At 70.6% G+C, this 24330-nt stretch carries 19 protein-coding genes and 2 tRNA genes; 11 read left to right on the forward strand and 10 right to left on the reverse strand.

Features of this window, described 5'->3' with window-relative positions; all coding sequences use genetic code 11:
- Positions 1 to 62: 62 nt before the first annotated feature.
- A complete protein-coding gene (locus IFT51_RS05420) occupies positions 63 to 1874 on the forward strand; it encodes an acyltransferase (RefSeq protein WP_192059960.1) in 1812 nt (603 codons plus the stop codon).
- Positions 1875 to 1879: 5 nt separating this feature from the next.
- Here IFT51_RS05420 and IFT51_RS05425 read toward each other — a convergent pair.
- Positions 1880 to 1950: transfer RNA gene (locus tag IFT51_RS05425), tRNA-Gly, on the reverse strand.
- 153 nt (positions 1951 to 2103) lie between these two features.
- Between IFT51_RS05425 and IFT51_RS05430 the strand changes: the two genes are divergently transcribed.
- From IFT51_RS05430 to clpX, 5 genes are all read left to right on the forward strand, one after another.
- A tRNA-Pro gene (locus IFT51_RS05430) sits at positions 2104 to 2176 on the forward strand.
- Positions 2177 to 2238: 62 nt separating this feature from the next.
- Complete coding sequence (gene tig, locus IFT51_RS05435) at positions 2239 to 3564, forward strand: trigger factor (RefSeq protein ID WP_192059962.1); 1326 nt, start codon at positions 2239 to 2241, stop codon at positions 3562 to 3564.
- Positions 3565 to 3781: 217 nt separating this feature from the next.
- Entirely contained in the window at positions 3782 to 4369 is a 588-nt protein-coding gene (locus IFT51_RS05440; protein WP_192059964.1) for an ATP-dependent Clp protease proteolytic subunit, read from the forward strand.
- A 37-nt stretch (positions 4370 to 4406) separates the two neighbouring features.
- A complete protein-coding gene (locus IFT51_RS05445; RefSeq protein WP_279292988.1) occupies positions 4407 to 5069 on the forward strand; it encodes an ATP-dependent Clp protease proteolytic subunit in 663 nt (220 codons plus the stop codon).
- 175 nt (positions 5070 to 5244) lie between these two features.
- Positions 5245 to 6525: an ATP-dependent Clp protease ATP-binding subunit ClpX gene (gene clpX, locus IFT51_RS05450; protein WP_192059966.1), complete on the forward strand. Its 1281-nt coding sequence runs from the start codon at positions 5245 to 5247 to the stop codon at positions 6523 to 6525.
- A 90-nt stretch (positions 6526 to 6615) separates the two neighbouring features.
- Here clpX and IFT51_RS05455 read toward each other — a convergent pair whose 3' ends face one another.
- Positions 6616 to 8643: a M3 family metallopeptidase gene (locus tag IFT51_RS05455; protein WP_192059968.1), complete on the reverse strand. Its 2028-nt coding sequence runs from the start codon at positions 8641 to 8643 to the stop codon at positions 6616 to 6618.
- A gap of 148 nt (positions 8644 to 8791) precedes the next feature.
- Between IFT51_RS05455 and IFT51_RS05460 the strand changes: the two genes are divergently transcribed.
- Both IFT51_RS05460 and IFT51_RS05465 read left to right on the forward strand, forming a co-directional pair.
- Positions 8792 to 9610, forward strand: coding sequence for a methyltransferase domain-containing protein (locus IFT51_RS05460; RefSeq protein ID WP_192059970.1), 819 nt, complete (start codon positions 8792 to 8794; stop codon positions 9608 to 9610).
- A gap of 112 nt (positions 9611 to 9722) precedes the next feature.
- Positions 9723 to 9896 (forward strand): hypothetical protein, encoded by a 174-nt coding sequence (locus IFT51_RS05465; protein ID WP_192059972.1) that lies wholly within the window; start codon positions 9723 to 9725, stop codon positions 9894 to 9896.
- Between the two features lie 72 nt (positions 9897 to 9968).
- On the opposite strand, the gene IFT51_RS05470 is transcribed toward IFT51_RS05465, so the two are convergent.
- Both IFT51_RS05470 and valS read right to left on the reverse strand, forming a co-directional pair.
- Positions 9969 to 10217, reverse strand: coding sequence for a hypothetical protein (locus IFT51_RS05470; protein WP_192059974.1), 249 nt, complete (start codon positions 10215 to 10217; stop codon positions 9969 to 9971).
- On the reverse strand, positions 10217 to 12826 hold the full coding sequence (valS, locus tag IFT51_RS05475) for a valine--tRNA ligase (RefSeq protein ID WP_192059975.1): 2610 nt from the start codon (positions 12824 to 12826) through the stop codon (positions 10217 to 10219). The genes IFT51_RS05470 and valS overlap by 1 nt, the downstream gene beginning before the upstream one ends.
- 231 nt (positions 12827 to 13057) lie before the next feature.
- On the opposite strand from valS, the gene proP reads away from it, so the two are divergent.
- Complete coding sequence (gene proP / locus IFT51_RS05480) at positions 13058 to 14590, forward strand: glycine betaine/L-proline transporter ProP (RefSeq protein ID WP_192059977.1); 1533 nt, start codon at positions 13058 to 13060, stop codon at positions 14588 to 14590.
- A gap of 177 nt (positions 14591 to 14767) precedes the next feature.
- Here the strand turns inward: proP and IFT51_RS05485 are convergent, their stop codons facing one another.
- The 4 genes from IFT51_RS05485 to IFT51_RS05500 are packed head-to-tail and all read right to left on the reverse strand — an operon-like array spanning position 14768 to position 19947.
- Positions 14768 to 16450 (reverse strand): ABC transporter ATP-binding protein, encoded by a 1683-nt coding sequence (locus IFT51_RS05485; RefSeq protein ID WP_192059979.1) that lies wholly within the window; start codon positions 16448 to 16450, stop codon positions 14768 to 14770.
- Positions 16447 to 17322 (reverse strand): ABC transporter permease, encoded by an 876-nt coding sequence (locus tag IFT51_RS05490; RefSeq protein WP_192059981.1) that lies wholly within the window; start codon positions 17320 to 17322, stop codon positions 16447 to 16449. The genes IFT51_RS05485 and IFT51_RS05490 overlap by 4 nt, the downstream gene beginning before the upstream one ends.
- Positions 17319 to 18254 (reverse strand): ABC transporter permease, encoded by a 936-nt coding sequence (locus IFT51_RS05495; RefSeq protein WP_371740696.1) that lies wholly within the window; start codon positions 18252 to 18254, stop codon positions 17319 to 17321. The genes IFT51_RS05490 and IFT51_RS05495 overlap by 4 nt, the downstream gene beginning before the upstream one ends.
- Positions 18255 to 18309: 55 nt before the next feature.
- On the reverse strand, positions 18310 to 19947 hold the full coding sequence (locus tag IFT51_RS05500; RefSeq protein WP_192059985.1) for an ABC transporter substrate-binding protein: 1638 nt from the start codon (positions 19945 to 19947) through the stop codon (positions 18310 to 18312).
- A gap of 142 nt (positions 19948 to 20089) precedes the next feature.
- On the opposite strand from IFT51_RS05500, the gene IFT51_RS05505 reads away from it, so the two are divergent.
- On the forward strand, positions 20090 to 20713 hold the full coding sequence (locus tag IFT51_RS05505) for a TetR/AcrR family transcriptional regulator (protein WP_244636931.1): 624 nt from the start codon (positions 20090 to 20092) through the stop codon (positions 20711 to 20713).
- Between the two features lie 22 nt (positions 20714 to 20735).
- On the opposite strand, the gene IFT51_RS05510 is transcribed toward IFT51_RS05505, so the two are convergent.
- Positions 20736 to 21245 carry a GtrA family protein gene (locus IFT51_RS05510; protein WP_197981795.1) on the reverse strand — a complete coding sequence of 170 codons (510 nt, stop codon included), beginning with the start codon at positions 21243 to 21245 and terminating at the stop codon, positions 20736 to 20738.
- A 294-nt stretch (positions 21246 to 21539) separates the two neighbouring features.
- Here IFT51_RS05510 and IFT51_RS05515 point away from each other — a divergent pair, with 294 nt between their 5' ends.
- A complete protein-coding gene (locus tag IFT51_RS05515) occupies positions 21540 to 23141 on the forward strand; it encodes a hypothetical protein (RefSeq protein WP_192059990.1) in 1602 nt (533 codons plus the stop codon).
- Here IFT51_RS05515 and IFT51_RS05520 read toward each other — a convergent pair.
- Positions 23134 to 24120 (reverse strand): cation diffusion facilitator family transporter, encoded by a 987-nt coding sequence (locus IFT51_RS05520; protein ID WP_192059992.1) that lies wholly within the window; start codon positions 24118 to 24120, stop codon positions 23134 to 23136. The two genes, IFT51_RS05515 and IFT51_RS05520, sit on opposite strands and share 8 nt — an antisense overlap.
- Between the last annotated feature and the right edge of the window lie 210 nt (positions 24121 to 24330).

The raw sequence follows: 24330 nt of genomic DNA on the forward strand, positions 1-24330 counted from the left end.
CCGGTATTGATATGCTAAAGTTGATATCTGTTCATGGTTATCGAGCAGGGGAGTCCCGACACGTGATCTACAGACCCGAGATCGACGGCCTCCGGGCCGTGGCGGTCGTCAGCGTCATCCTGTTCCACGCGGGGGTGGCCGGCTTCGCAGGCGGTCTCGTCGGCGTCGACGTGTTCTTCGTGATCAGCGGCTATCTGATCACGGGCATCATCGTGGGCCAGCGGTCACGGGGCACCTTCACCCTCCGGTCGTTCTGGGCTCGCCGCATCCGGCGCATCGCGCCGGCGCTGCTCGTGGTCATGGCGGCGTGCACGCCGTTCGCGGTCCTCTGGATGATGCCGGACGAACTCGAGAACTTCGGCCAGTCGCTCGTCACGACCCTGCTCTCCGGCAACAACGTCCTGCTGTACCTGTCGAGCGGCTACTTCGACACCGCCTCCGAGTTCAAGCCGCTCATGCACACCTGGAGCCTCGGCGTCGAAGAGCAGTTCTATCTGCTCTTCCCCCTGCTGCTGCTCGCCCTGCTGGCCCTCGGGCGTCGGGCGGCGGCATCGGGCGTCGTCGTCGTCGGGCTCGTCAGCTTCGGGGTCGCCGTCTGGTGGTCGTCCACCGACCCCGATGCGGCCTTCTACCTGCTGCCCGCCCGATCGTGGGAGCTCCTCGTCGGGGCCGGGCTCGCCCTGTGGCACGCGCGGCCCGGCGCCGAGGCCGCACCGCGCCTCCTCGGCCCTCGTGCCGCCTCCGCGGCTGCGACCGCGGGGCTCCTCGCCATCGTCGCCACCGTCGTGGCCGTCGACGGCGGCTCGGCCGTCTCCCCGTTCGTCCTGGTCGTCCCGGTCGTCGGCGCCGCCCTCGTCATCGCCTTCGCGCGAGAGGGCACCCCGGCCGCCCGGGTGCTCTCTCGGCCGCCCGTGGTGCTGGTCGGCCTGATCAGCTTCAGCGCCTACCTCTGGCACCAGCCCCTCTTCGCCTTCGCCCGCATCTGGTCGCCCGAAGAGCCCCCCGTCGGGGTCTTCCTCGCGCTCTCGGTCGTCTCCCTCGCGCTCGCCTGGCTCACCTGGCGCTTCGTCGAGACGCCGTTCCGATCGCCCGACACGGTCCGCCGCCGGGTCTTCGCCCCCGCGGTCGGGTCGGCCGTCGTGCTCGTCGCCGCCGCGGGCCTCGTGCTCCATTCGACCAACGGTCTGCCTGGTCGCATCTACGCGCCGGAGGTGCTGGCCGACGGCGCCACGGACGTCACGTACGTCCAGCGCCTGATCGAGAACGACGCCGAGCGCTTCGTCGACGACGACCGGCTCAACGTCTTCGTCGTCGGCAACAGCTTCTCGCGCGACCTGGCCAACGCCGTCCTCGAGACCTATCCGGAGGCGCGGCTCGAGATCATCCATCAGCCCGGCGTCCTCGGATGCCTCCGCGACCAGCCGAGGCCCGCCCACTTCGACGAGCGCTACGAGGCGGCCGAGCTCATCCTCTACGCCACCGATCGGGAGTACCCGACGTGCGTGCGAGACGATCTCGCGCAGGCCGTGGCGGACGGCAAGGAGATCTTCTACGGCGGCGCCAAGAACTTCGGCGACAACGCGAACTGGATCGCGCGCCAGGCGCCCGACGAGCGTGCCCTGCTGACCAACTCCGTCCCCGACGAGATCGTCGAGATGGACCACGTCGCCCGCGATCTGATCCCGGCCGAGCACCTCGTGCCCTGGCTCGACCTCGCGGTGGACGGCCGCGTGCCCATCACCGACGACGAGGGGCGCATCCTCTCGCCGGACCGCATCCACTTCACGAAGTACGGCGCCGCCTACTTCGGGGAGCGGGTGCTTCCGCAGACGGGCCTCGACGAGATCATGAGATCGGTGACCCCGGAGGACTGAATCGGAGGGGATGACGGGAATCGAACCCGCGCCATCAGTTTGGAAGACTGAGGCTCTACCATTGAGCTACATCCCCGGAAGCGGCCTCGGCCGCATGGGTAGAACCACTATAAACCATCTGCCGGTTCGTTCAGTCACCGGTCGCTCGCGTCGGCTAGACTGACCGCGGCCTTTTCCCCGACCCGACCTCAACGGGACAACACGGGGTGAGACCGTTCCAGGTGATACACGGGGCGTAGCGTAGTGGCTAGCGCGTCCGTTTTGGGGGCGGAAGATCGCAGGTTCGAGTCCTGTCGCCCCGACGATCGTCTACCTGCTGTCTCGGATGTGAGTTCAGCGTCGCCAACACAGGAGAAGCCCCACATTGGTCCAGACCACGGTTGAAAAGCTCAGCCCCACGCGCGTCAAGCTCAACATCGTCGTGACTCCCGACGAGCTGAAGCCCAGCGTCACGCACGCCTACGGGCACATCGCCGAGACCATCAACATCCCCGGCTTCCGCAAGGGCAAGGTCCCGCCGCCCATCATCGACCAGCGCGTCGGTCGCGAAGAGGTGCTGAATCACGCCGTGAGCGAGAGCCTCGACAAGTTCTACCGCGAGGCCGTCACCGAGACCGAGATCCGCGTGCTCGGTCGCCCCGAGGCCGACGTCGTCGGCTGGCCCGACGTCAAGGACTTCTCGGGCGACCTCACCATCGCCGTCGAGGTCGACGTGCGTCCCGACTTCGACCTGCCCGACTACGAGGGCATCGAGCTCACGGTCGACACGGTCGAGATCTCCGACGACGAGGTCGACGAAGAGCTCGCGAACCTCCGCACCCGCTTCGGCACGCTCGTCACCGTCGACCGTCCCGCCACCACGGGCGACTTCGCCCAGATCGATCTCACGGCCACGATCGGCGACGACGAGGTCGACACCGCCAAGGGCATCTCGTACGAGCTCGGTTCGGGCGAACTGATCGAGGGCATCGACGAGGCTCTCGAGTCGCTCACCGCCGGTGAGAGCACCACCTTCGAGTCGAAGCTGCTCGGCGGCGACCGCGAGGGCGAGACCGCGCTCATCGCCGTCACCGTGACCGCCGTGAAAGAGCGCGAGCTCCCCGAGGCCGACGACGACTTCGCTCAGATCGCCAGCCAGTTCGACACGATCGACGAGCTCAAGGCCGACCTGCGCGAGCAGCTCGCCAAGTCGAAGTCGTTCGGCCAGGGCGGCCAGGCTCGCGACCAGGTCGTCGAGAAGCTCCTCGAGTCGGTCGAGATCCCCGTCCCCGAGAAGCTCGTCGAGGACGAGGTGCACCGTCACCTCGAGCAGGAGAACCGCCTGGAGGACGACGAGCACCGCGCCGAGGTGAAGGAGAGCAGCGAGAAGGCCTTCCGCAACCAGATCCTCCTCGACGCCATCGCCGAGAAGGAAGAGGTCAAGGTCGAGCAGGACGAGCTCACCCAGTACCTGATCCAGGGTGCCGCCCAGTACGGCATGGAGCCGGGCGAGTTCATCAAGGTCCTCGACCAGAACGGTCAGATCCCCGCCATGGTCGGCGAGGTCGCCCGCAGCAAGGCCCTCGCGGTCGTGCTGTCGAAGGCCAAGGTCGTCGACGGCGAGGGCGCGGCCGTCGACCTGTCCGCCTTCACCGCCACGGCGGGTGTCGGTTCGGACGACGACGACCACGAGGGTCACGACCACGCGTAGTCGACACGTCTGAGGTCGACCGCCGGTCGACACGAGAGGGCCGGGTGCAGAACGCACCCGGCCCTCCGTCGTCCCCGGCACCGCGCCTCCTCGGTCGGCCCGACGCCGGAGCCGGACACCCGTCGCCACCCGCTATCTGCCGTGGGCGAACAGTCCGGAACCCGTGCGTTGGACCCTATAGATTCGACAGCAAGCGACAACGAATGGGAGCTCCACCATGGCCGATGTGACACTGCCCAACAGTGTTTTTGACCGACTGCTCAAAGACCGCATCATCTGGCTCGGCTCCGAGGTGCGCGACGAGAACGCCAACGAGATCGCAGCGAAACTCCTGCTCCTCGCCGCGGAGGACAGCGAGAAGGACATCTACCTGTACATCAACTCGCCCGGCGGGTCGATCACCGCGGGCATGGCGATCTACGACGCCATGGAGTTCGTGCCGAACGACATCGTCACGGTCGGCATCGGCATGGCGGCCTCGATGGGTCAGCTGCTGCTGACCGCCGGCACCAAGGGCAAGCGCTACATCACGCCGAACGCGCGTGTTCTGCTGCACCAGCCGCACGGCGGCTTCGGCGGCACCTCGTCCGACATCCAGACGCAGGCGCAGCTCATCCTCTCGATGAAGCGACGTCTCGCCGAGATCACGGCGGCTCAGACGGGCAAGACCGTCGAGCAGATCAACGAGGACGGCGACCGCGACCGCTGGTTCACGGCCGAAGAGGCCCTCGAATACGGCTTCGTCGACCACATCCGCGGTTCGGCCACCGACGTCGTCGGCGGCGCCGGCACCGACCAGTCGTAGCCCCCACCCGATCGTCAGCACAGAAAGAGAAGAACACATGGAACTCCCGATGATGGGTGGTGCGGGCCGCGTCCAGACCCCCGATTCCCGGTACATCCTCCCCAGCTTCGAAGAGCGCACGGCTTACGGCTACAAGCGCCAGGACCCCTACGCCAAGCTGTTCGAAGACCGCATCGTCTTCCTGGGCGTGCAGGTCGACGACGCATCGGCCGACGACATCATGGCGCAGCTGCTCGTGCTCGAGAGCATGGACCCCGACCGCGACATCACGCTCTACATCAACTCGCCCGGCGGCTCGTTCACGGCCATGACGGCGATCTACGACACGATGCAGTACATCCGCCCCGAGATCCAGACGGTGTGCCTCGGTCAGGCCGCGTCGGCCGCCGCGGTGCTGCTCGCCGCCGGTCAGCCCGGCAAGCGACTCGCCCTCCCCAACGCCCGCGTGCTGATCCACCAGCCGTCGACCGGCGGCAACAGCGGGGGCCAGGCGTCCGACATCGAGATCCAGGCCGCCGAGGTGCTCCGCATGCGCACCTGGCTCGAAGAGACGCTGTCGTTCCACTCGAACAAGACCCCCGAAGAGGTGAACCGCGACATCGAGCGCGACAACATCCTCGGCGCACAGGAGGCCCTGGCCTACGGTCTCGTCGACCAGGTGCTGACCTCGCGCAAGAACCAGCCGGCGCTCACGCGCTGACCGATTCCGACCACGGTCGCCTCGAAGCCCCGGACCACGCGGTCCGGGGCTTCGTCGTGTGGGCGGATCCGGCGCCCGGCCCGCGTGGGTCCGTCGGCGTCGGAGGATCGCGTTAGGCTCGATGCACGACGACCGTCAAGGGTCGCCGATCTTCACGCCACGAAGGAGGCCGGGCATGGCACGTATAGGTGAGAGCGCCGATCTGCTCAAGTGCTCGTTCTGTGGAAAGAGCCAGAAGCAGGTCCAGCAGTTGATCGCCGGCCCCGGCGTCTACATCTGCGATGAGTGCGTCGAGCTCTGCAACGAGATCATCGAAGAGCGCCTCGCCGAAGCCGGCGAAGAGCCCACCAGCGAGTTCGACCTGCCGAAGCCCCGCGAGATCTACTCGTTCCTCGAAGAGTACGTGATCGGCCAGGACGCGGCGAAGCGCTCCCTCTCCGTGGCCGTGTACAACCACTACAAGCGCATCCGCGCCGCCTCGACCCTCACCGCCGCCGAGTCCCTGGCCGACGAGGTCGAGATCTCGAAGTCGAACATCCTGCTCATCGGTCCGACCGGCTGCGGCAAGACCTATCTGGCGCAGACTCTGGCCAAGCGTCTCAACGTCCCGTTCGCCGTCGCCGATGCGACCGCGCTGACCGAGGCCGGCTACGTCGGCGAAGACGTCGAGAACATCCTCCTCAAGCTCATCCAGGCCGCCGACTACGACGTCAAGCGGGCCGAGACGGGCATCATCTACATCGACGAGATCGACAAGATCGCCCGCAAGGCCGAGAACCCCTCGATCACTCGAGACGTGTCGGGCGAGGGCGTGCAGCAGGCGCTGCTCAAGATCCTCGAGGGCACCGTCGCCTCCGTGCCGCCGCAGGGCGGTCGCAAGCACCCGCATCAGGAGTTCATCCAGGTCGACACGACCAACGTGCTGTTCATCGTGGCCGGTGCGTTCGCCGGGCTCGAAGAGATCATCTCGAACCGCGCGGGCAAGCGGGGCATCGGCTTCGGCGCCCCTCTGCACAGCAAGGAGGACGAGGCGGCCCTCTTCAGCGAGGTCCTCCCCGAAGACCTGCACAAGTTCGGTCTGATCCCCGAGTTCATCGGCCGTCTGCCCGTCGTGACGACGGTGACCCAGCTCGACCAGCCGGCGCTCATGCAGATCCTCACCGAGCCGAAGAACGCGCTCGTACGTCAGTACCAGCGCATGTTCGAGATCGACGGCGTCGAGCTGGAGTTCGATCGCGGCGCACTCGAGTCGATCGCCGACCTCGCCGTCCTCCGGCAGACGGGTGCTCGGGGGCTGCGGGCCATCCTCGAAGAGGTGCTCGGGCCGATCATGTTCGACGTCCCCTCCGACGACACCGTGGGCAAGGTCGTGGTGACCCGTGCCTCCGTGCTCGAGAACGCGGCGCCGACCATCGTGCCCCGCGTCGTCGAGCAGCGCACCGAGAAGTCCGCGTAGCCCCGAGCGGGTCCGGCGGGTTCCCGTCATCGGGGGCGGGTCAGCGCTGACCCGCCACCGACGACACGAACCCGCCCCAGTGCGCGCCGACTACGCGAGACCGCGACGGGCCAGCAACGGCTCGACCCGCGCCTCCCTGCCTCGGAAGTCGCGGAACGCCTCGAGGGGATCCTTCGAGCCACCGACACCCAGCAGGCGTGAACGGAACCGGTCGCCGTTCGCGCGGGTCAGGCCGCCGTTCTCCTCGAACCATTCCACGGTGTCGGCATCGAGCACCTCGCTCCAGATGTACGAGTAGTAGCCCGCGTCGTATCCGCCTGCGAACGTGTGGGCGAAGTACGTGCTCGAGTAGCGGGGCGGGACGGACGCGAGATCGAGACCGACCGCGGCCAGCGCCTCCTTCTCGAACGCCTCGACGTCGACGACCGCCTCGGCCTCGGCCGACGACAGCGAGTGCCACGCCTGGTCGAGCAGGGCGGCGGCGAGGTACTCGCTCGTCTCGAACCCCTGGCCGAACCCCTGCGACGCGACGAGGGCGTCGACCAGTCGGGTCGGCAGGGGCTCGCCGGTCTCGTGGTGCACGGCGTAGTTCGCCAGCACGTCGGGCCAGAGCATCCACATCTCGTTGACCTGGCTCGGGAACTCGACGAAGTCGCGGAACACGTTCGTGCCCGAGAAGGTCGGATACCCGACGCGGGCGACGAGACCGTGCAGCGCGTGACCGAACTCGTGGAAGAACGTCGTCACCTCGTCGAGCGTCAGCAGCGTCGGCTGGCCGGCGGGCGGCTTCGGGACGTTCAGGTTGTTGACCACGACGGTGGGCAGGCCGGTGAGGGCCGACTGCGACACGAGGGGGTTCATCCAGGCGCCGCCGCGCTTGCTGTCGCGGGTGTGCAGGTCGAGCACGTAGAGGCCGACCGGTGCGCCGTCGTCGTCGGTCACCTCGAAGACCCGTGCCTCGGGGTGGTAGGCCACGAGATCGGGTCGTTCGGCGAAGTGCAGACCGTACAAGCGGCCCGCTGCGAAGAAGATCCCGTCGTGCAGCACCCGCTCGGCCTCGAACCAGGGTCGCATGGCCGCGGTGTCGACATCGTGCTCTTCTGCGCGGACGAGCTCGGCGACGAACGCCCAGTCGGAGGCGGCGATCGGCCGCCCGGCCCGACGCTCGAGCTCGGTCTGCTCGGCGCGGGCGTTGCGAGCCGCAGGAGGCGCGAGTCGCGCGAGCAGATCGGCCACCGCCTCGGGGGTGCCCGCCGTCTCACCGGCTGTGACGTACGCGGCGTGACTGGCGAAGCCGAGCAGCTCGGCACGCCGGGCCCGCAGACGCACGATCTCGAGCACGAGGTCGCGATTGTCGAACGGCCCGCCGCGGCGCCCGCGCGACAGCGACGCGTCCATGATGCGCTCGCGCAGAGCCTCGTCGGTCAGGGCCGCGAGATAGGGGTGGCCGCTGAAGAGCACGAGCGTGATGACGTACCGGCCGTCGAGTCCCCGGTCGCGGGCGGCCTCGGCGGCGGCCGCGACGGCACCCGCGTCGAGCCCGTCGAGCTCGGCGACGTCGTCGACGACCACGGCGAGGTCGTTCGTGTCGGCCAGCAGGTTCTTCTCGAAGCGGGTCGTCAGCGTCGACAGCCGCCCGTTCAGGTCGCGCAGCCGGGTCTTGTCGTCGTCGCCGAGGGCTGCACCCGACCGGACGGCGTCGTCGACCAGCCGCTCGATGAGATAGCGCTGCTCGGGCGTCAGGTCGAGGTCGTCGCGCCGTTCGTGGAGGCTCCGCAGGCGGGCGAACAGCCGCCGGTCCAGGCGGATCGCATCGGTGTGCGCGGCGAGTCGAGGCGCCAGGTCGAGCTCGATGGCGTCGGTGGCCGCGTTCGAGTCCGACGACGTCTTGTTGAAGAAGACGTGGCCGACCCGGGCGAGGGTGGCGCCGCTCCGTTCGAGCGCGTCGAGGGTGTTCTCGACGGTCGGCTCGGCGGGGTCGGTGGCGATCGCCTCGACCTCCGCCAGCTGCTCGGCGAAGCCGGCCTCGAACGCGGGCAGGTAGTCGTCGTCGGTGATGCTCGCGAACGGCGGCAGCGAATACGGCAGCGTGCTGGGGGCGAGGAGCGGGTTCGTCATGGCCCGAGCCTAGGCCGGTCCGCGGGCCCGCCCGGGGAGTCACGACACGCCGCGAGGCCGCCGGGGCTGCGGCGAGTCGTGACCCGTCGATGCCGGAGGTGAGGGCGAGGGCGGGGGCGGAGCCGAGGAGGCGCGCTAGGGTCGCCGCATGAGCGGACGACCTCGCGACACGGCCCGGTACACCCACGGGCACCACGAGAGCGTGCTGCGGAGTCACACGTGGCGCACCGTCGAGAACTCGGCGGCCTACCTCGTGCCGCATCTGACGCCCGGCGCGAGCGTGCTCGATGTGGGGTCGGGCCCCGGCACGATCACGGTCGACATGGCCGAGCGGGTCGCCCCCGGTCTCGTGGTGGGCGTCGACTCGTCGACCCGGATCGTCGCGCAGGCGACGTCGCTCGCGGCCGAGCGGGGGCTGGCGGCCGTCCGTTTCGAGACGGCCGACCTGTTCGCGCTGCCCTTCGACGACGACTCCTTCGACGTCGTGCACGCCCATCAGGTGCTGCAGCACGTCGGCGACCCGGTCGCGGCGCTCCGCGAGATGCGTCGGGTGGCGCGCCCCGGGGGAGTCGTGGCAGCCCGCGATGTCGACTACCACGGCTGCGTCTGGGCGCCCGAGAACCCCGGGTTGCAGCGGTGGATGGACGTCTACCAGGCGGTGCACCGCGGCAACGGCGGGGAACCGGACGCAGGGAGGCGCCTCAAGGGCTGGATGCTCGAGGCGGGGTTCGACGAGGTCGCGAGCAGCGCGTCCGTCTGGTGCTTCGCCTCCGACGAGGAGCGCACCTGGTGGGGCGACAGCTGGGCCACCCGCGCCACCGAGTCGGCGTTCTACGCCGACGCCGTCGAGAAGGGCGCCGCCACCCACGACGAGCTGCACGCGATCGCCGACGCCTGGCGCCGCTGGCGCGACGCCCCCGACGGCTGGCTGATCATGCCGCACGGCGAGGTGCTCGGTCGCGCCTGACCTCGTCGAAGAGTCACGACACGCCGCAGACCTCCAGAGGTGAGCGGCGTGTAATGACTCCTCGACCCTGCGATCGATGGCCTGATCGCTTACTCATCGCTATCGTTATGCCATGAGTCGAGAGTGGTTGGTCGTTCTGCTGGTCACCGTGTGCGTGGTGTCGATCGTCGACGCGACGATAGCCGCGCTGGTGGGGGCGCAGAGTGTTCTGTGGTCTTCGATCAGGGTCGCAGCCATGATCGGGCTGATCGTGGCTGCGTGCCGTCGGCCGTCTGCAGAGCAATGAAGAGTCACGACACGCCGCTCACCTCGAGAGGTGAGCGGCGTGTCGTGTCTCCTCGACTGGAGGAGGGGCGGGCTAGTCCTCGTCGTCGGCGGGCTCGTGCACGTGGGCCTCGCCGGTCACGGCGTCGACGCGGATGACCGTGCCGTCGTCGAGCTCGACCACGGGGCGACGCTCGAGCCAGGTGAGCGTCCAGCGCCAGGTCGACGCATCGACGCCCTGTTCGGCGAGCTCGCGTTCGACGGAGGCGATCGCCCCGAGGACGGGAGCGTCGAGGTCGGCCGGCGCCGCGCCTCCTACGCTCCACCGCGTACCGAGCTGCATCAGGCGCCCGCCGCCGGTGCCGCAGCGGACGTGTCGGCCGGCTGCTCGGCGAACACGATGTCACCCACGGCGAGCTCGTCGCCCTCGGCGAACGTCAGATCGGCGATCTTGCCGACCGCCGCGAGATCCCCCGCGGCGAGGCGGACCAGCGCCAGCTGAGCGGCCGGCGCCGTGATCACGGCCGTCGACACGGGGGTCTTCTGCGAGGCCTTCGCATCGGACTTCGCCCGGCGCACGAAGATCAGCGCCTGCCCGACGAGCCCGACCAGCCCGGTCGCGGACTCGCCCTCGGACAGGCCGAGCTCGGCGACGGTCGGCCACGCCGCCTGGTGGATGGACTCGTCGTGCGTCCACGACCAGACCTCTTCGGTCGCGAACGGCAGGTACGGCGCCAGCAGTCTCAGCAGCCCCTCGAGCACCGTGCGGAGCGCGAGCACTGCCGAGGCCTGCTCGGCCGGTGTCGTCGCACCGTAGGCGCGCTCTTTGACCAGCTCGAGGTAGTCGTCGCAGAAGGTCCAGAAGAACTTCTCGGTCGTCTCGAGCGCTCGGGCGTGGTCGTAGCCCTCGAGCGCCTCGGTGGCGGTCTCGATGACCGACGCGAAGGTGGCGAGCAGGTCGCGGTCGAGCGGCTCGGTGACCGAGTGCTCGCCCGAGGGCAGCTCGAACGAGTAGACGAACTTGGCGGCGTTCAGCACCTTGATCGCCAGTCGGCGGCCGATCTTGATCTGCTTCGGGTTCTGCGGGTCGAACGCCGCGTCGGTGCCCAGACGGCTCGAGGCCGCCCAGTAGCGCACCGAGTCCGAGCCGTGGTCGTCGAGCATCGCGGCCGGGGTGACGACGTTGCCCTTCGACTTCGACATCTTCTTGCGGTCGGGGTCGACGATGAAGCCCGAGATCGAGGCGTTCCGCCACGGGACGGTGCCCCCCTCGAGCTGCGCACGCAGCATCGTCGAGAACAGCCAGGTGCGGATGATGTCCTGCCCCTGGGGGCGCACGTCGTACGGGAACACGAGGTCGAACAGCTCGGGGTCGGCCTCCCACTTGCCGGCCAGCTGCGGGGTGAGCGACGAGGTCGCCCAGGTGTCCATCACGTCGAGCTCGCCCTGGAACCCGCCGGGGACCCCGCGCTGCGACTCGTCGTAGCCGGGCGCGGTGTCGGACGACGGGTCGACGGGCAGCTGCGCCTCGCTCGGCACGATCACCTCGTCGAAGACGGGGTTGCCGTCGCCGTCGAGCGGGTACCAGACCGGGATCGGCACGCCGAAGAAGCGCTGGCGCGAGATCAGCCAGTCGCCGTTCAGGCCGTTGACCCAGTTCTCGTAGCGCACGCGCATGAACTCGGGGTGGAACGCGACCTCGCCGCCGCGCTCGAGCAGCGTCGACTTGAGCTGCTCGTCGCGAGCGCCGTTGACGACGTACCACTGGCGCGTCGAGACGATCTCGAGGGGCTTGTCGCCCTTCTCGAAGAACTTGACGGGGTGCGTGATCTTGCGGATCTCGCCGACCAGCTCGCCCGAGGCGGTCAGCTGCTCGACCACGGACTGCTTGGCGCTGAACACGGTCTTGCCGGCCAGCTGCGCGTAGGAGGCGCGACCCGCCTCGGACTCGATCGCCGCCGGCGCCTCGCTGACGAACCGACCGTCGAAGCCGATCACGGCGCGGTTCGGCAGCTGCAGCTCACGCCACCACACGACGTCGTTGGTGTCGCCGAAGGTGCAGACCATCGCGATGCCCGAGCCCTTGTCGGGCTGCGCCAGGTGGTGCGCCACCACGGGCACCTCGACGTCGAACAGGGGGGAGCGGACGGTCGTGCCGAACAGCGCCTGGTAGCGCTCGTCGTCGGGGTGGGCGACGAGTGCGACGCAGGCGGGCAGCAGCTCGGGGCGCGTCGTGTCGATCAGCACGTCGCCCTGCCCGTCGGTGCGGTGGAATGCGAGCTTGTGGTACGCGCCCGGCATGTCCTTGTCTTCGAGCTCGGCCTGCGCCACCGCGGTGCGGAAGGTGACGTCCCACAGGGTCGGGGCGTCGGCCTGGTAGGCCTCGCCGCGCGACAGGTTGCGGAGGAACGCCTTCTGCGCGATGGCCTGCGAGTCGTCGCCGATCGTGCGGTAGCTCTGAGTCCAGTCGACCGAGAGGCCGAGCTTGCGCCAGACGTCCTCGAACTGCTTCTCGTCTTCGACGGTCAGGCGCTCGCACAGCTCGACGAAGTTGCGACGCGAGATGGGCACCTGGTCGGCGGCCTTCGAGGACTTGTTGTCGCCGCCCTCGAAGGGCGGGGTGAAGTCGGCGTCGTAGGGCAGCGAGGGGTCGCAGCGCACGCCGTAGAAGTTCTGCACGCGACGCTCGGTGGGTAGGCCGTTGTCGTCCCAGCCCATCGGGTAGAAGACGCGCTTGCCGCGCATCCGCTCGAACCGCGCCTTGACGTCGGTGTGCGTGTAGCTGAACACGTGACCGATGTGCAGGCTGCCCGAGGCGGTCGGCGGGGGAGTGTCGACCGAGAAGACGGAGGCGCGGGTCGCGCCGTCGCGGTCGAACCGGTAGGTGCCGGAGTCCTCCCAGACCTGGCCCCAGCGGGCCTCGAGTCCTTCGAGGGCGGGCTTCTCGGGCATCGCTGACGGCATCTGGCTCTCCGGTTCTGTGGGCGGCACCGTGTCGGTGGGGAGGTGCCTGGTTGTGGGACGCCGATCAGTCTACGCGTGGCGATCCGCGCCTCCTCGGGGGTGCGCTCTCTGCACCTGTGCGCACGCTGCACTGGTACTGACATGACAGGACTGGTAGTGTCGGTGCGTTTTTGCCGACGCTGGGGTCGACGCCATCACCCGACGAACTGGAGGCACCCGATGTCCGCCAAGAAGCAGCACAGCACGAGACCCGCCCGGCGATCGCTCACCACCGACGACGTCACCGTCGTCGAGGAGGGCCTGCTCAAGCGCGCGGTCAGCGCCGCAGCGCTCGGCAACGCCATGGAGTGGTTCGACTTCGGCGTCTACGCCTACATCACGACGACGATCGCGCAGGTGTTCTTCCCGCCCGGGAACGACGCGCTCAACATCCTCTTCACCTTCGGCACGTTCACCGCCGCGTTCATCGTGCGCCCGATCGGCGGCGCGTTCTTCGGCCCGCTCGGTGACCGGATCGGCCGCCAGAAGGTGCTCGCGGTCACGATGATCCTCATGGCGGCCGGCACGCTCGCCATCGGGCTGATCCCGTCGTACGCGACCATCGGGATCTGGGCGCCCGTCCTGCTGCTGCTGGCGCGCCTCCTGCAGGGCTTCTCGACCGGTGGCGAGTACGGAGGAGCGGCCACGTTCATCGCGGAGTACTCGCCCGACAAGCGCCGCGGCTTCATGGGCTCGTGGCTCGAGTTCGGCACGCTCGGCGGTTACGTGCTGGGCGCCTCGCTCGTCACGGCCCTGCAGGTGGCGATGAGCGAGGAGGCGCTGCTGGCCTGGGGCTGGCGGATCCCGTTCCTGATCGCCGGGCCGCTGGGCCTGATCGGGCTCTACCTGCGCCTCAAGCTCGAGGAGACGCCGGCCTTCCAGAAGCAGCAGGAGGAGGCCGCCGGTCGCGAGCACGTCAAGGTGCCGCTCGTGAAGCTCTTCGCGGAGAACTGGCGGGCGCTGATCGTCTGCATCGGCCTGGTGCTGGTGTTCAACGTGACCGACTACATGCTGCTGTCGTACATGCCGACCTACCTCACCAACACGCTCGGCCGCAGCGCGACCTCGGGGCTGCTGCTCGTGATCGTCGTGATGGTGCTGATGATGATCGTCATCACGTTCAGCGGGCGCCTGAGCGACCGGTTCGGCCGTCGACCCGTGCTGTTCGCCGGCTGCATCGGGTTCCTGGTGCTGTCGTGGCCGGCCCTCAAGCTCGTGCAGTCGGAGAGCACGCCGCTCGTCTTCGTCGGCCTGCTCGTGCTCGGCCTGGTGCTCGTCACGTTCACGTCGACCATGCCGTCGACGCTGCCCGCGCTGTTCCCGACGATCATCCGCTACGGCGCCCTGGCCATCGCGTTCAACGTGTCGGTCTCGCTGTTCGGCGGCACGACGCCGCTCGCCACCGAGGCGCTGGTCGTCTGGGCCGAGGGGAAGGGCTTCTCGTGGGCCCACGACATCCCCGCCTTCTACCTGATGGCCGCGGCCGTGATCGGCCTCGTCGCCGTGTGGTTCACGAAGGAGACGGCCAACGAGCCGCTGCTCGGCTCGGGGCCATCGGTCGCGACCGATGTCGAGGCGCGCGAGCTGGTCGAGGCCTACGCCGACGAGTCGAGCGAGGTCGCGAAGTCGGACTGGGCGCTCGAGTGGGCGCAGTCCGGCCCGATCGACGTGGTGCGCGTGGACGGCGATGGGGAAGCCGCCCCGCGAGGCTGACCGGCGCACGTGTGCCCGGGCGCACGGGTGCCCGGTTGCCCGGTTGCCCGGGCGCACGGGTGCAGGGGTGCCCGGGTGCCCGGGGCGCACGGGTGCGGCGGGTGCGTGTCATCGGGGGCGGGTCAGCGCCGACCCGCCGCCGATGACACCGACCCGCCGCACCCCTCTGGGCGAGCGCTAGGGGCGGGCGGCGAGCAGCACCCGCGTGTGGGGGTGCTGCGGCGAGGCGAAGACGTCGGCCGTCGGCCCCTGCTCGACGATGCGCCCCTCGTGCATCACGGCGACGCGGTCGGCCATGTGCCCGATCACGTCGAGGTCGTGCGAGATGAAGAGGTACGACAGGCCGTCGTCGCGCTGCAGGTCGTCGAGCAGATCGAGCACCTGGGCCTGCACCGACACGTCGAGGGCCGAGACGGGCTCGTCGCAGACGACGACGCGGGGCCGCGGGGCGAGCGCGCGGGCGATGGCGACGCGCTGCCGCTGCCCGCCCGAGAGCGACGCGGGGCGACGGGGCGCGAGCCCTGGGGGCAGCCCCACCCGTTCGAGCAGCGCCTCGATCTCGGCCCGTACGGGCGCCGTCCGCAGGCTCCGACCCGCGGTGATCGCGTCGGCGAGCAGCTGCTCGACGGTCAGGCGGGGGTCGAAGGAGCTCGCCGCGTCCTGGTAGATCGCGCCGAGCGAGGCGCGGCGGGCGCGGCGATCGCGTTCTCGCAGGGGCGACCAGGGCTCCCCGAGGAGGCGCACCGCACCTCCGTCGGGATCGTCGAGCCCTAGGAGGAGGCGCGCGGTCGTGGTCTTGCCGCTTCCGGAGGCGCCCACCAGGCCGAGCGTCTCGCCCGCGCGCAGCTCGAGGGACACGTCGTCGACCGCGAGCCGGGCCGCCCGCCCGCGGGTCGCCGGGAAGACGCGTCGGAGGCCCTCCGCGGAGAGCACGACGTCGTCGACCGGAGCCGCCGCCTCCTGCGCCGCCGCCTCCCGCGCCTCCTGCATCGCCGCCTCCCGCGCCTCCTGAGCCTGCGCCTCCTGCTCCTCGCCGACGTCGCCCCGCGACAGGCGTCGCCCTCGGGGCACGCCGCCCGGCAGTGCCGCGACGAGCCGCCGCGTGTAGTCGGCCTGCGGGGAGTCGAGCACGTCGGCGGTGGGCCCCTGCTCGACGACGACGCCGTGTCGCATCACGAGCACCCGGTCGGCCAGGCGCCGCACGACGCCCAGATCGTGACTGATGGCGAGGACGGCGGTGCCGCCGTCGCGGAGGGCGGCCAGACGGTCGACGACGAGGCGCTGCACCTCGGCGTCGAGGGCCGTCGTCGGCTCGTCGGCGACGACGACGTCGGGTCGCAGGACGAGCGCGGCGGCGAGGAGAGCCCGCTGCCGCAGTCCGCCCGACAGCTCGCCGGATCGCTGACCGAGACGGGTCTCGGGGTCGGGCATGCCGACCTCGGCGAGGACGTCGAGGGCGCGCTCTCGACGCTGCCGGGGTCCTAGGCCGGTGTGCAGCCGGAGGGCGTCGTCGATCTCGCGTCCGATCGGGCGCAGCGGGTCCAGCGAGACGAGGGCGTCCTGCAGCACGAGACCGATGCGCGCACCGCGGACCCGACGCCAGGCGCGGTCGTCGAGGGTCGAGAGGTCGCGGTCGCCGAGGGTCAGCCGATCGACGTCGACCCGGCCGCCGCTCAGCCCGAGCAGCGAGCGCGCGGTGACGCTCTTGCCCGAACCCGACTCGCCGACGAGGGCCACGCACTCGCCGGGCGCCACCGAGAACGAGACGCCGTCGACCACGGTCGCCGACCCGAACGAGACGCGCAGACCGTCGACCACCAGCCCGTCCGCCGCCGTGCCGTCTCGCGCTGCGGTGGTCATGAGGAGTCCCTCCCTCGTCGGGCGAGCCCGCGGCCGAGCACCGTCGCGGCCGCGGCCGTCACGACGACGGCCAGCCCGGGGAACACGGTCATCCACCAGGCGGTCGTCGAGTAGGTGCGACCGGCCGAGAGCATGGCGCCCCACTCCGGGGCGGGCGGGGGAGCACCGAGCCCCAGGTAGCTGAGCGACGACGCCCAGACGACGGCCTGCCCGAGACCCAGCGTCGCGAGCACGACGACGGGCGCCAGCGCGTTCGGCAGCACGTGCCGCAGCAGGACGGTGCCCGGTCGCCTCCCGAGCACCACGGCCGCCTCGACCATCGCCGAGCGGCGCACCCGCACGACCTGACTGCGCACGATGCGCGCGTAGCCGGGTGCGGTGGCGAGCCCGACGGCGATCGTCGCGGGCACGGCGCCCGGCCCCGTGAAGGCGATGACGACGAGCGCGAGCAGCAGACCGGGCAGGGCGAACAGGACCTCCAGGAGGCGGCTGACCCCGGCGTCGGCGAGACGCCCCGGCAGTCGACCGCCGCCGAAGCCGGCCGCGACCCCGAGGGCCACGCCGAGTCCGGTGCCGATCAGGGTGGCGACGGCCCCGATGGACAAGGAGGCGCCGGTGCCGTGGATCACGCGCGTCCAGATCCCTCGCCCCGACTCGTCCGTGCCGAACGGGTGGGTGAGCGACGGCGGAGCGAAGGCGTCGGCGGGGGAGATCGCCAGGGGATCGCCCGGTGCGAGCAGCTGCGGGGCGACCGCTGCCAGGACGACGAGGGTCAGCACGATCGCGGCCACCGCCTCCGGTGGTCTCACGCGGGAGCCGCCGCCCGCCCGCTCACGGCCTCGGCGTCGGGGGAGCTCGGCGAGCACGGTCATGCGGCACGCTCCCGGGGGTCGACGGCGCGCTCCGCCAGGTCGCCGAGGGCGACCACCACGACGTACGCGAGGGCCGAGGCGAGCGCCACCCCCGTCACCAGGGGGATGTCCCTCAGCGTGACGGCCTGCAGCAGCGTGCGACCGAGCCCGGGCCGGGCGAAGATCGACTCGACCACGACGGCGCCGCTCAGCAGCGAGCCGAACGCCCAGCCCGAGAGCGCGAGCCCCGGCAGAGCCGCATGACGCAGCAGATGACGGCGGAACAGTCCCGACCGCGACTCGCCGCGAGCCCGTGCCGTCAGGGCGAACGGCGCGGTCGACGCGTCGAGGAGCGAGTCGCGGGTCACCTGCCCGAGGAACCCGGCGACCGGGATGGCCAGGGTGACGACCGGCAGCACGAGGCCGAGGGGCGTGCCGGTGCTGACCGGCGGCAGCCAGCCCAGCTGCGTGCTGAAGACCAGCACGAGCACACCCGCCAGCCAGAAGTGCGGCACCGCCGAGGCGACGATCTCGAGCGACGACGAGACCGCCCCGGCGACGCGCCCGCCGAGGGTCGCCCACCAGGCCGTGCCCAGGGCGAGCAGCCACGCGACCACGAGCGACAGCACGGCGAGCAGCAGCGTGCCGGGCAGCTGGTCGAGCAGCAGACCCGCCACGTCGGTGCGCAGGGAGTACGAGGTGCCCAGGTCTCCGACGGCCAGCCGGCCCAGCTGCGCGAGGTACTGCAGGAGGAGCGGGTCGTCCAGTCCGTACTGCTCGCGGACCAGGGCGATCGCCTCCGCCGAGGCCTGCGACCCCGGGCCGCCGAGGATCGCCTCGGCAGGGTCGCCGGGCACGAGCCGGATCGCGAAGAAGATCAGCGTGGCCACTGCCCAGAGCACGACGAGCGCCCCGACCAGGCGACCGACCAGCCACCGGACGGGTGCGGGCACGACCCCGCGCCTCCTCGGCTCCTGCCCGGTCGACGACCGGATGACGGCCCGACCCTCAGCCGACGGTGTACGCGTCATACAGCGTGACCGCCGAGACCGGCGGCAGCGCCCGCACGCCGGCGACCGCCGAACGGGCCAGGTAGTGGTTCTGCTGGTCGTAGAGGGGCAGCACGGTGTAGCTCTCGAGCACGATCTTCTGCGCCTGCTCGTAGAGGTCGGCGCGCTCGTCGGCGTCGGAGGTCTCGGACGCCCGCGTCAGCAGGTCGTCGAGGGCGGGGTCGCTCAGCTGGGCGAGGTTGGCGAAGTAGCCGCTCGGAGCCGGGGTGATGCCGTCGGTGTCGTAGAGGATCCGCAGCACGTCGGGGCCGACCTTCGTGTAAGGCGCGCTCACGAGGTCGTAGTCGTTCGCGGCCAGGGCGCCGTACCAGCTCGACAGGTCGAGGGGGGAGAGCGTCACCTCGAAGCCGAGGTCGCGGGCGCCGGCCTGCACCTGCTCGAAGAGCGACTGCTCGGCGGGGATCGACTGGTTCGTGCTCACCGGGAACTCGAGCGAGAGGCGCTCGCCGTCTTTCGTGCGGTAGCCGTCGGAGTCGCGCTCCGTCCAGCCGGCGTCGTCGAGGAGGGCTCCGGCCGCGTCGACGTCGACCTCGAACAGCGACGGGTCGGAGTAGGCGAGCGGCTCGACGCTCGACAGGGGCGAGTACGAGCGCTCGGCGGTGCCGAAGAACAGCGAGTCGATGCCGTCGGTGACGTCGACGCCCGTGACGAAGGCCTCGCGCACGCGCTCGTCGTCGAAGGGCGCCTTGCCTGAGTTCAGCTCGATGCGGTTCACGGCGCCGGGGCGGGGCGCGTCGATCTCGGCCAGGGCGTCGTCCTTCTCGGCGGCGACGAGGGTGTCGGGCTGGACGTTGTCGATGACGTCGACCTGCCCGGCCTGCAGCGCCGAGTAGCGCGCCGCCGAGTCGGGGATGAAGCGCCAGACGACCTCGTCGAGGTACGCGGGGCCGTCGTGGTCGGCGTCGGCGGGCGGCGACGAGTAGTCGTCGTTGCGGGTGAGCACGATGCGGTCCTGCTTCGTCCACGACTCGACCACGAACGGACCGGTGCCGACGGGGGACTCGCAGTTGACCTCCTGGCTGCGCTCGAGCGCCGCGGGCGACTCCATCGCGACCCAGGGCTGCGTCAGCGATTCGAGCAGCGCGCTGTCGGGGGCGCTCAGGTCGAAGCGCGCCGTCTGCGCGTCGACGACCTCGACGCCGGTGACCTTGCCGAGGGCGAGGTAGCCCGTCGACGACAGGGTCTCCGGGTCTTGCAGGTGGGCGACGTTGGCGGCGACCGCGGCGGCGTCGAACGGGGTGCCGTCGCTGAAGACGACATCGTCGCGGAGGTCGAACGTCCAGCTGAGGCCGTCGGCGGACTCCTCCCATGAGGTCGCGAGCCAGGGGACGATCTCGCCCGACCCGTTCTTGGAGACGAGCGACTCGAGGTACTGGGTGGAGACCAGGGCCTGGGGGTAGTTGCCGCCGACGTGCGGGTCGAGGCAGGTCGGCTCGGCGTCGCCCGTCGCGTAGGTGAGGGTGCCGCCCGAGCGCGGGGTGGCGGACCCCGTGGCCTCGCCGCCGGTCGTGCACCCGGCGAGCAGGAGGGCGCCGACGGTGGTCAGGGCGAGGAGGGCGGGCAGACGGGTGCGCATGGGACTCCGGGTGATCGGGAGGGGCGGGCCGGGTGAGGATGACGCCGTCACGGTCGTCGACGCTGACACCGGGACGGCGGAACACGTTTATGGACGGAGTCCAACAAGTGCACCGATCGAGTGTACCGCCATGATGGAGGGCATGTCAGACCCGTCACGGCGCCCGATCGGCCGCCCTCGCCGCTCGTCGGCCGAGATGCTCGCCGACGCCGCCGCCGAGCTGTTCCTCGAGAACGGCTGGTCGGGGACGACCGTCGACCAGATCGCCCAGCGGGCCGGGGTCAGCCGGGGCACCTTCTTCAACTACTTCGACTCGAAGGCCGACCTCTTCTGGCTCGACCTCGACGTGAGTCTGGCGGGTCTCGGGGAGCTGCTCCGCGCCTCCTCGGGATCACCGCCCGTGCGCAGCGTCGAGGCGGCGCTGGTCGCCGTCGGCCGCGCCCACGACCCGGCCCGGGTGCCCTGGGCGTTGACGCAGTCCGAGGCGATGGGTCTCGGCGACGAGCTCGTCGCGTCGGCGGCCGTCCGCGTCGTGCGACTGCAGTCGGTCGTCGCCGCCCATCTCGCCGAGGCCTCCGGCGGGCGACGGGGCGAGCTCGGTCACGAGGCCGCGGCGGCAGCTCTGGTGGCCGCCGCGGTGGCCGCGATCACCCACTGGGCGAGATCGGGAGTCGGTCGTCGCCCGCTCGGCGACGTGATGGCCGACGCCATGGGGCCGGTCGCCGACGGTCTCGACGCCGTCGCACGCCCGTCGACCGCCTCCTGACGACCCGGGAGGCGCATCCTCGTCAGTGCGTCGGCGTCGACCCGGTCGACGGTGACGTCGGCGAGAGGACGTCGACGATGTCGGCCCTCTTCGGGAACACCCACTTGTTCATGGCCCAGTAGCGGAACACCATGGCGATGAGCGTGCCGATGATCGGGCCGCTGATGAAGTCCGCCACCTCCTGCGTGGCGAACGACACGTTCGGCACGCCGAGGCCGAAGCCGTAGCGCGAGAGGTAGAGGGGGGCCGAGTTCAGACCGATGCCCACGATGCTGACCGCCGTGAACAGGAGCATCTCGTGCGCCGTGTGGCGGTCACCGCGATCGTCGAACGACCACTTCTTGTTCATCCAGTACGACACGACGGTCGCGACGATCGTGCCGACGGCGAGGGCCGTGACCGGGTGCTGCGGGATGACGAAGAGCTTCAGGCCGTAGTTGATCACCATGGTGATGACGAACCCGATGCCGCCGACCACGAGGAACCGGATGGCTGAGGGGTTGGCCCTGGCCAACCGGATCACTGAACGCACGAGCATCACGGTAGACGCCGGCGCCTCCGTCCACCTGACAGACCCGCCAACGGACAGACGACTCGTGCGATCCGATGGACGCTCGCCACACCATCGGAGGCCCGGTGTCGTCCGTCGAGATGACGGAACCTCAATCGTTCGGATGACATCGGGTGACGAAACGATCACGGCCGCACGACCGGCCGCCTCGACTCCGTACGGTGAGGTCACACGGTCGACTTGAGGCCGTCTCGCGGGGCCCGGGGGTGGGTCGAGAGCACCGCGTCGAGCTCGGCCCACGCGAGAGAGATCACCATGAAGAACACCCTGTCGGCCGCCGTCGCGCTGCCGACCGCCGTCGTCATCGCCCTGGGGGGACTCCTGATCGGCGTGCCCGCGGCCTCCGCTGCTCCGGCCCCGACGGAGCAGAGCGTCGGGCTCGCGCGACCCGCCGACGGGACGGTCGTCGACGGGACGGTCGTCGACGGGACCGCTGCCGACGAGGCCGCGTCTCCGGCGCCGACCGTCGGAGCCGACCCCGTCGACGGCGCGCCGGTACCCGGCGAGGCACCGGTCGAGGATGTCCCCGCCGATCAGCCCGGCTCCGGCGCTCCCGTGGAGACTCCCGTCGCGGTCGAGCCCACGGCGCCCGGCTCGGACGTCGTCGCGAACCCGTCCGCATCCCCCTCGCCGGCCGCTCCGCCGGCCGTCGAAGCCGCCGCGGCCCCCGGCTTCACCGTGACCAGCCCCCTGGTCGGACAGCGGCTGACCTCCGCCGGCGTCCGCCTCGAGGCGTCGGTGCCGACGGGGAGCACGGTCCGCTGGAGCGTCTCCGACGGACAGAGCGGCCTGTCGCAGGTCGCCGACGGAGCGTTCTCCGAAGCGATCTCCCTCGACGGATCCACGGCGGCGGTCACGTACACCGTCGTGCTGCAGGTCTCGGGTGCGGACGGGGTCGACCTCGGCACCATCGATCGCGAGTTCGTCGTCGCCGGGCTCCCCACGAGCTCCGCACCGACGATCTCCACGCCCGGCGAGGGCGGCCGCGTCGAGGGACGACCTTACGAGTCGGGGGACTACGAGACGGGTGCGATCGACGTGACCGGAACGGGCACGCCCGGCTCAGTCATCGACATCGACCTGCTCGCGATCGTCCCGGCGACTCCCTGGGGATACGACGACGAGCCGCCGGTGGTGGCCGCCGACGGGACGTGGAGCGACGAGGTCTTCATGCCCTACGGCCAGTGGAGCATCTCCGCACGTCAGGGCGCGTTCGATGCGGACGGCTTCGCGACCACGCTCCCGTCCCGTGAGGCCTCGGTCGTCGTGAGCGTGCTCCGTCGCGTCGATCTCCTGCCCGCGGCTCCGGTCGTCACCTCGCCCGCGCAGGGCGGCACGGTGGTCGGTCGGCCCGATCGCAGCCAGGGGCACGACGGCTCGCAGGTCTTCACCATCGCGGGCACGGGCACCCCGGGCACGGTCATCGCCCTCTACGGGTTCTTCCCCGAGGGGCGCGCCGCGATCGACCGCTACGCGGCGGCGGCCCGGGGCGAAGGGGAAGGCGGCGGCGAAGGGGAGTTCGAGCCGCTCATCGCGGGCATCGACCCGACGATCGTCGGGGCCGACGGTACCTGGTCCATGACGGAGAGCCTGAAGCCGGGCACCTACTCGTTCGCCGTCTTCACGCTGTTCGACAACCCCGACCAATCGTTCATGTCGGGTCCGAGCAACGTCGTGACCTTCACCCTGGTCGCCCCGACGGCCGTCGTGGGCACCTCCTCGACCTCCGGCACGTCGGCACTGGCCTACACGGGCGCCGAGGGATCGGGCCCGCTGTCGGTCGCTGCGCTGGTCGTGATCGGTCTCGGTCTCGTCGCCGTCGGATACGCCCGTCGCCGAACGCGTCGCCTCAGCTGATCGGCAGGAGGCTCGGCTCGTCGGGCGTCGACAGGGTGAGCACCGCCTCCTCGACCGCGTCGTGCTCCTCGAGCTCCCGCTCGACGCGACGGAGGGCCACGGCGACGTGCCCCTCCGTCTCGTCGCCCGACATGTCGACCGCCGCGACCAGGTAGAGACGCCCCGGACCGACGAACTCGGTGTGCAGGTAGGTCACCCGGGCGATCTCGGGGCGGTCGAGCAGACGCGCGAGCACGATCGACTCGAGCTCGTCGCTCGGGCTCTCGCCGACCAGGAACCTCCTGTTGCGGTCGACCAGCACGAGGGCGACGACCCCGAGCAGCACGCCCACCGCGATCGAGCCGACGGCGTCGAACACTGCTGAACCGGTGATCTGGTGCAGGAGGATGCCGAGGAACGCGATCACCAGGCCGACGAGCGCAGCGGCGTCCTCGGCGAAGACGGCGCGCAACGTCGGGTTCGAGCTGCGCAGCACGAACCGGAGGGTCGGCTGGCTGCGGTCGCGAGCGCTGCCTCGGGCCTGACGGAGGGCCTGCAAGAAGGAGGTGCCCTCGAGCACGAAGGCCACTCCGAGCACGATGTAGTTGACCAGGTAGTTCTCGGCCGCCTCGGCGGCGCCCAGCTGCGAGATGCCGTGCTGGATCGAGACGACGGCGCCGACCGTGAAGAGCCCGAAGGCCGCGAACATCGACCAGACGTAGGTCTCCTTGCCGTAGCCGAGAGGGTGCGAGGCGTCGCGTCGCCTCACCCCGCGCTTGTCGGCGATGAAGAGGAACACCTCGTTGCCAGTGTCGGCCCACGAGTGCGCCGACTCGGCCACCATCGAGGCCGACCCCGTGAGAAGAGCCGCCACCGTCTTCGCGACGGCGATCAGCAGGTTCGCCACGAACGCGACCAGCACGGTGGTGAAGCTCTCCGGCTTCGCCGTCCCCTCGGGCTGCGCGGTGCTCTGGGGGTCGGCGGTGCTCTCGGCGGTCATGATCTCGATTCTGCACTCTCTGCAGATGATCGCGCCGCGCCTCCTCGCCTTGTACGATGGACCCGCTGTGATCCGGCCATCACCGGGGAGCTCTCGGCAGAACGCGTCGACCGGCCCGTCAGGGCACGAGGCGTCAGTAGACCCGAGCGGGGCAGGCCCGTCACAGCCGCAGCAGAGCGGTCGCCCGCAGGGGCGGCAAGCGGGGTGGTA

Source organism: Frigoribacterium sp. CFBP 13712 (genome assembly GCF_014842255.1).
Classification (GTDB): domain Bacteria; phylum Actinomycetota; class Actinomycetes; order Actinomycetales; family Microbacteriaceae; genus Frigoribacterium.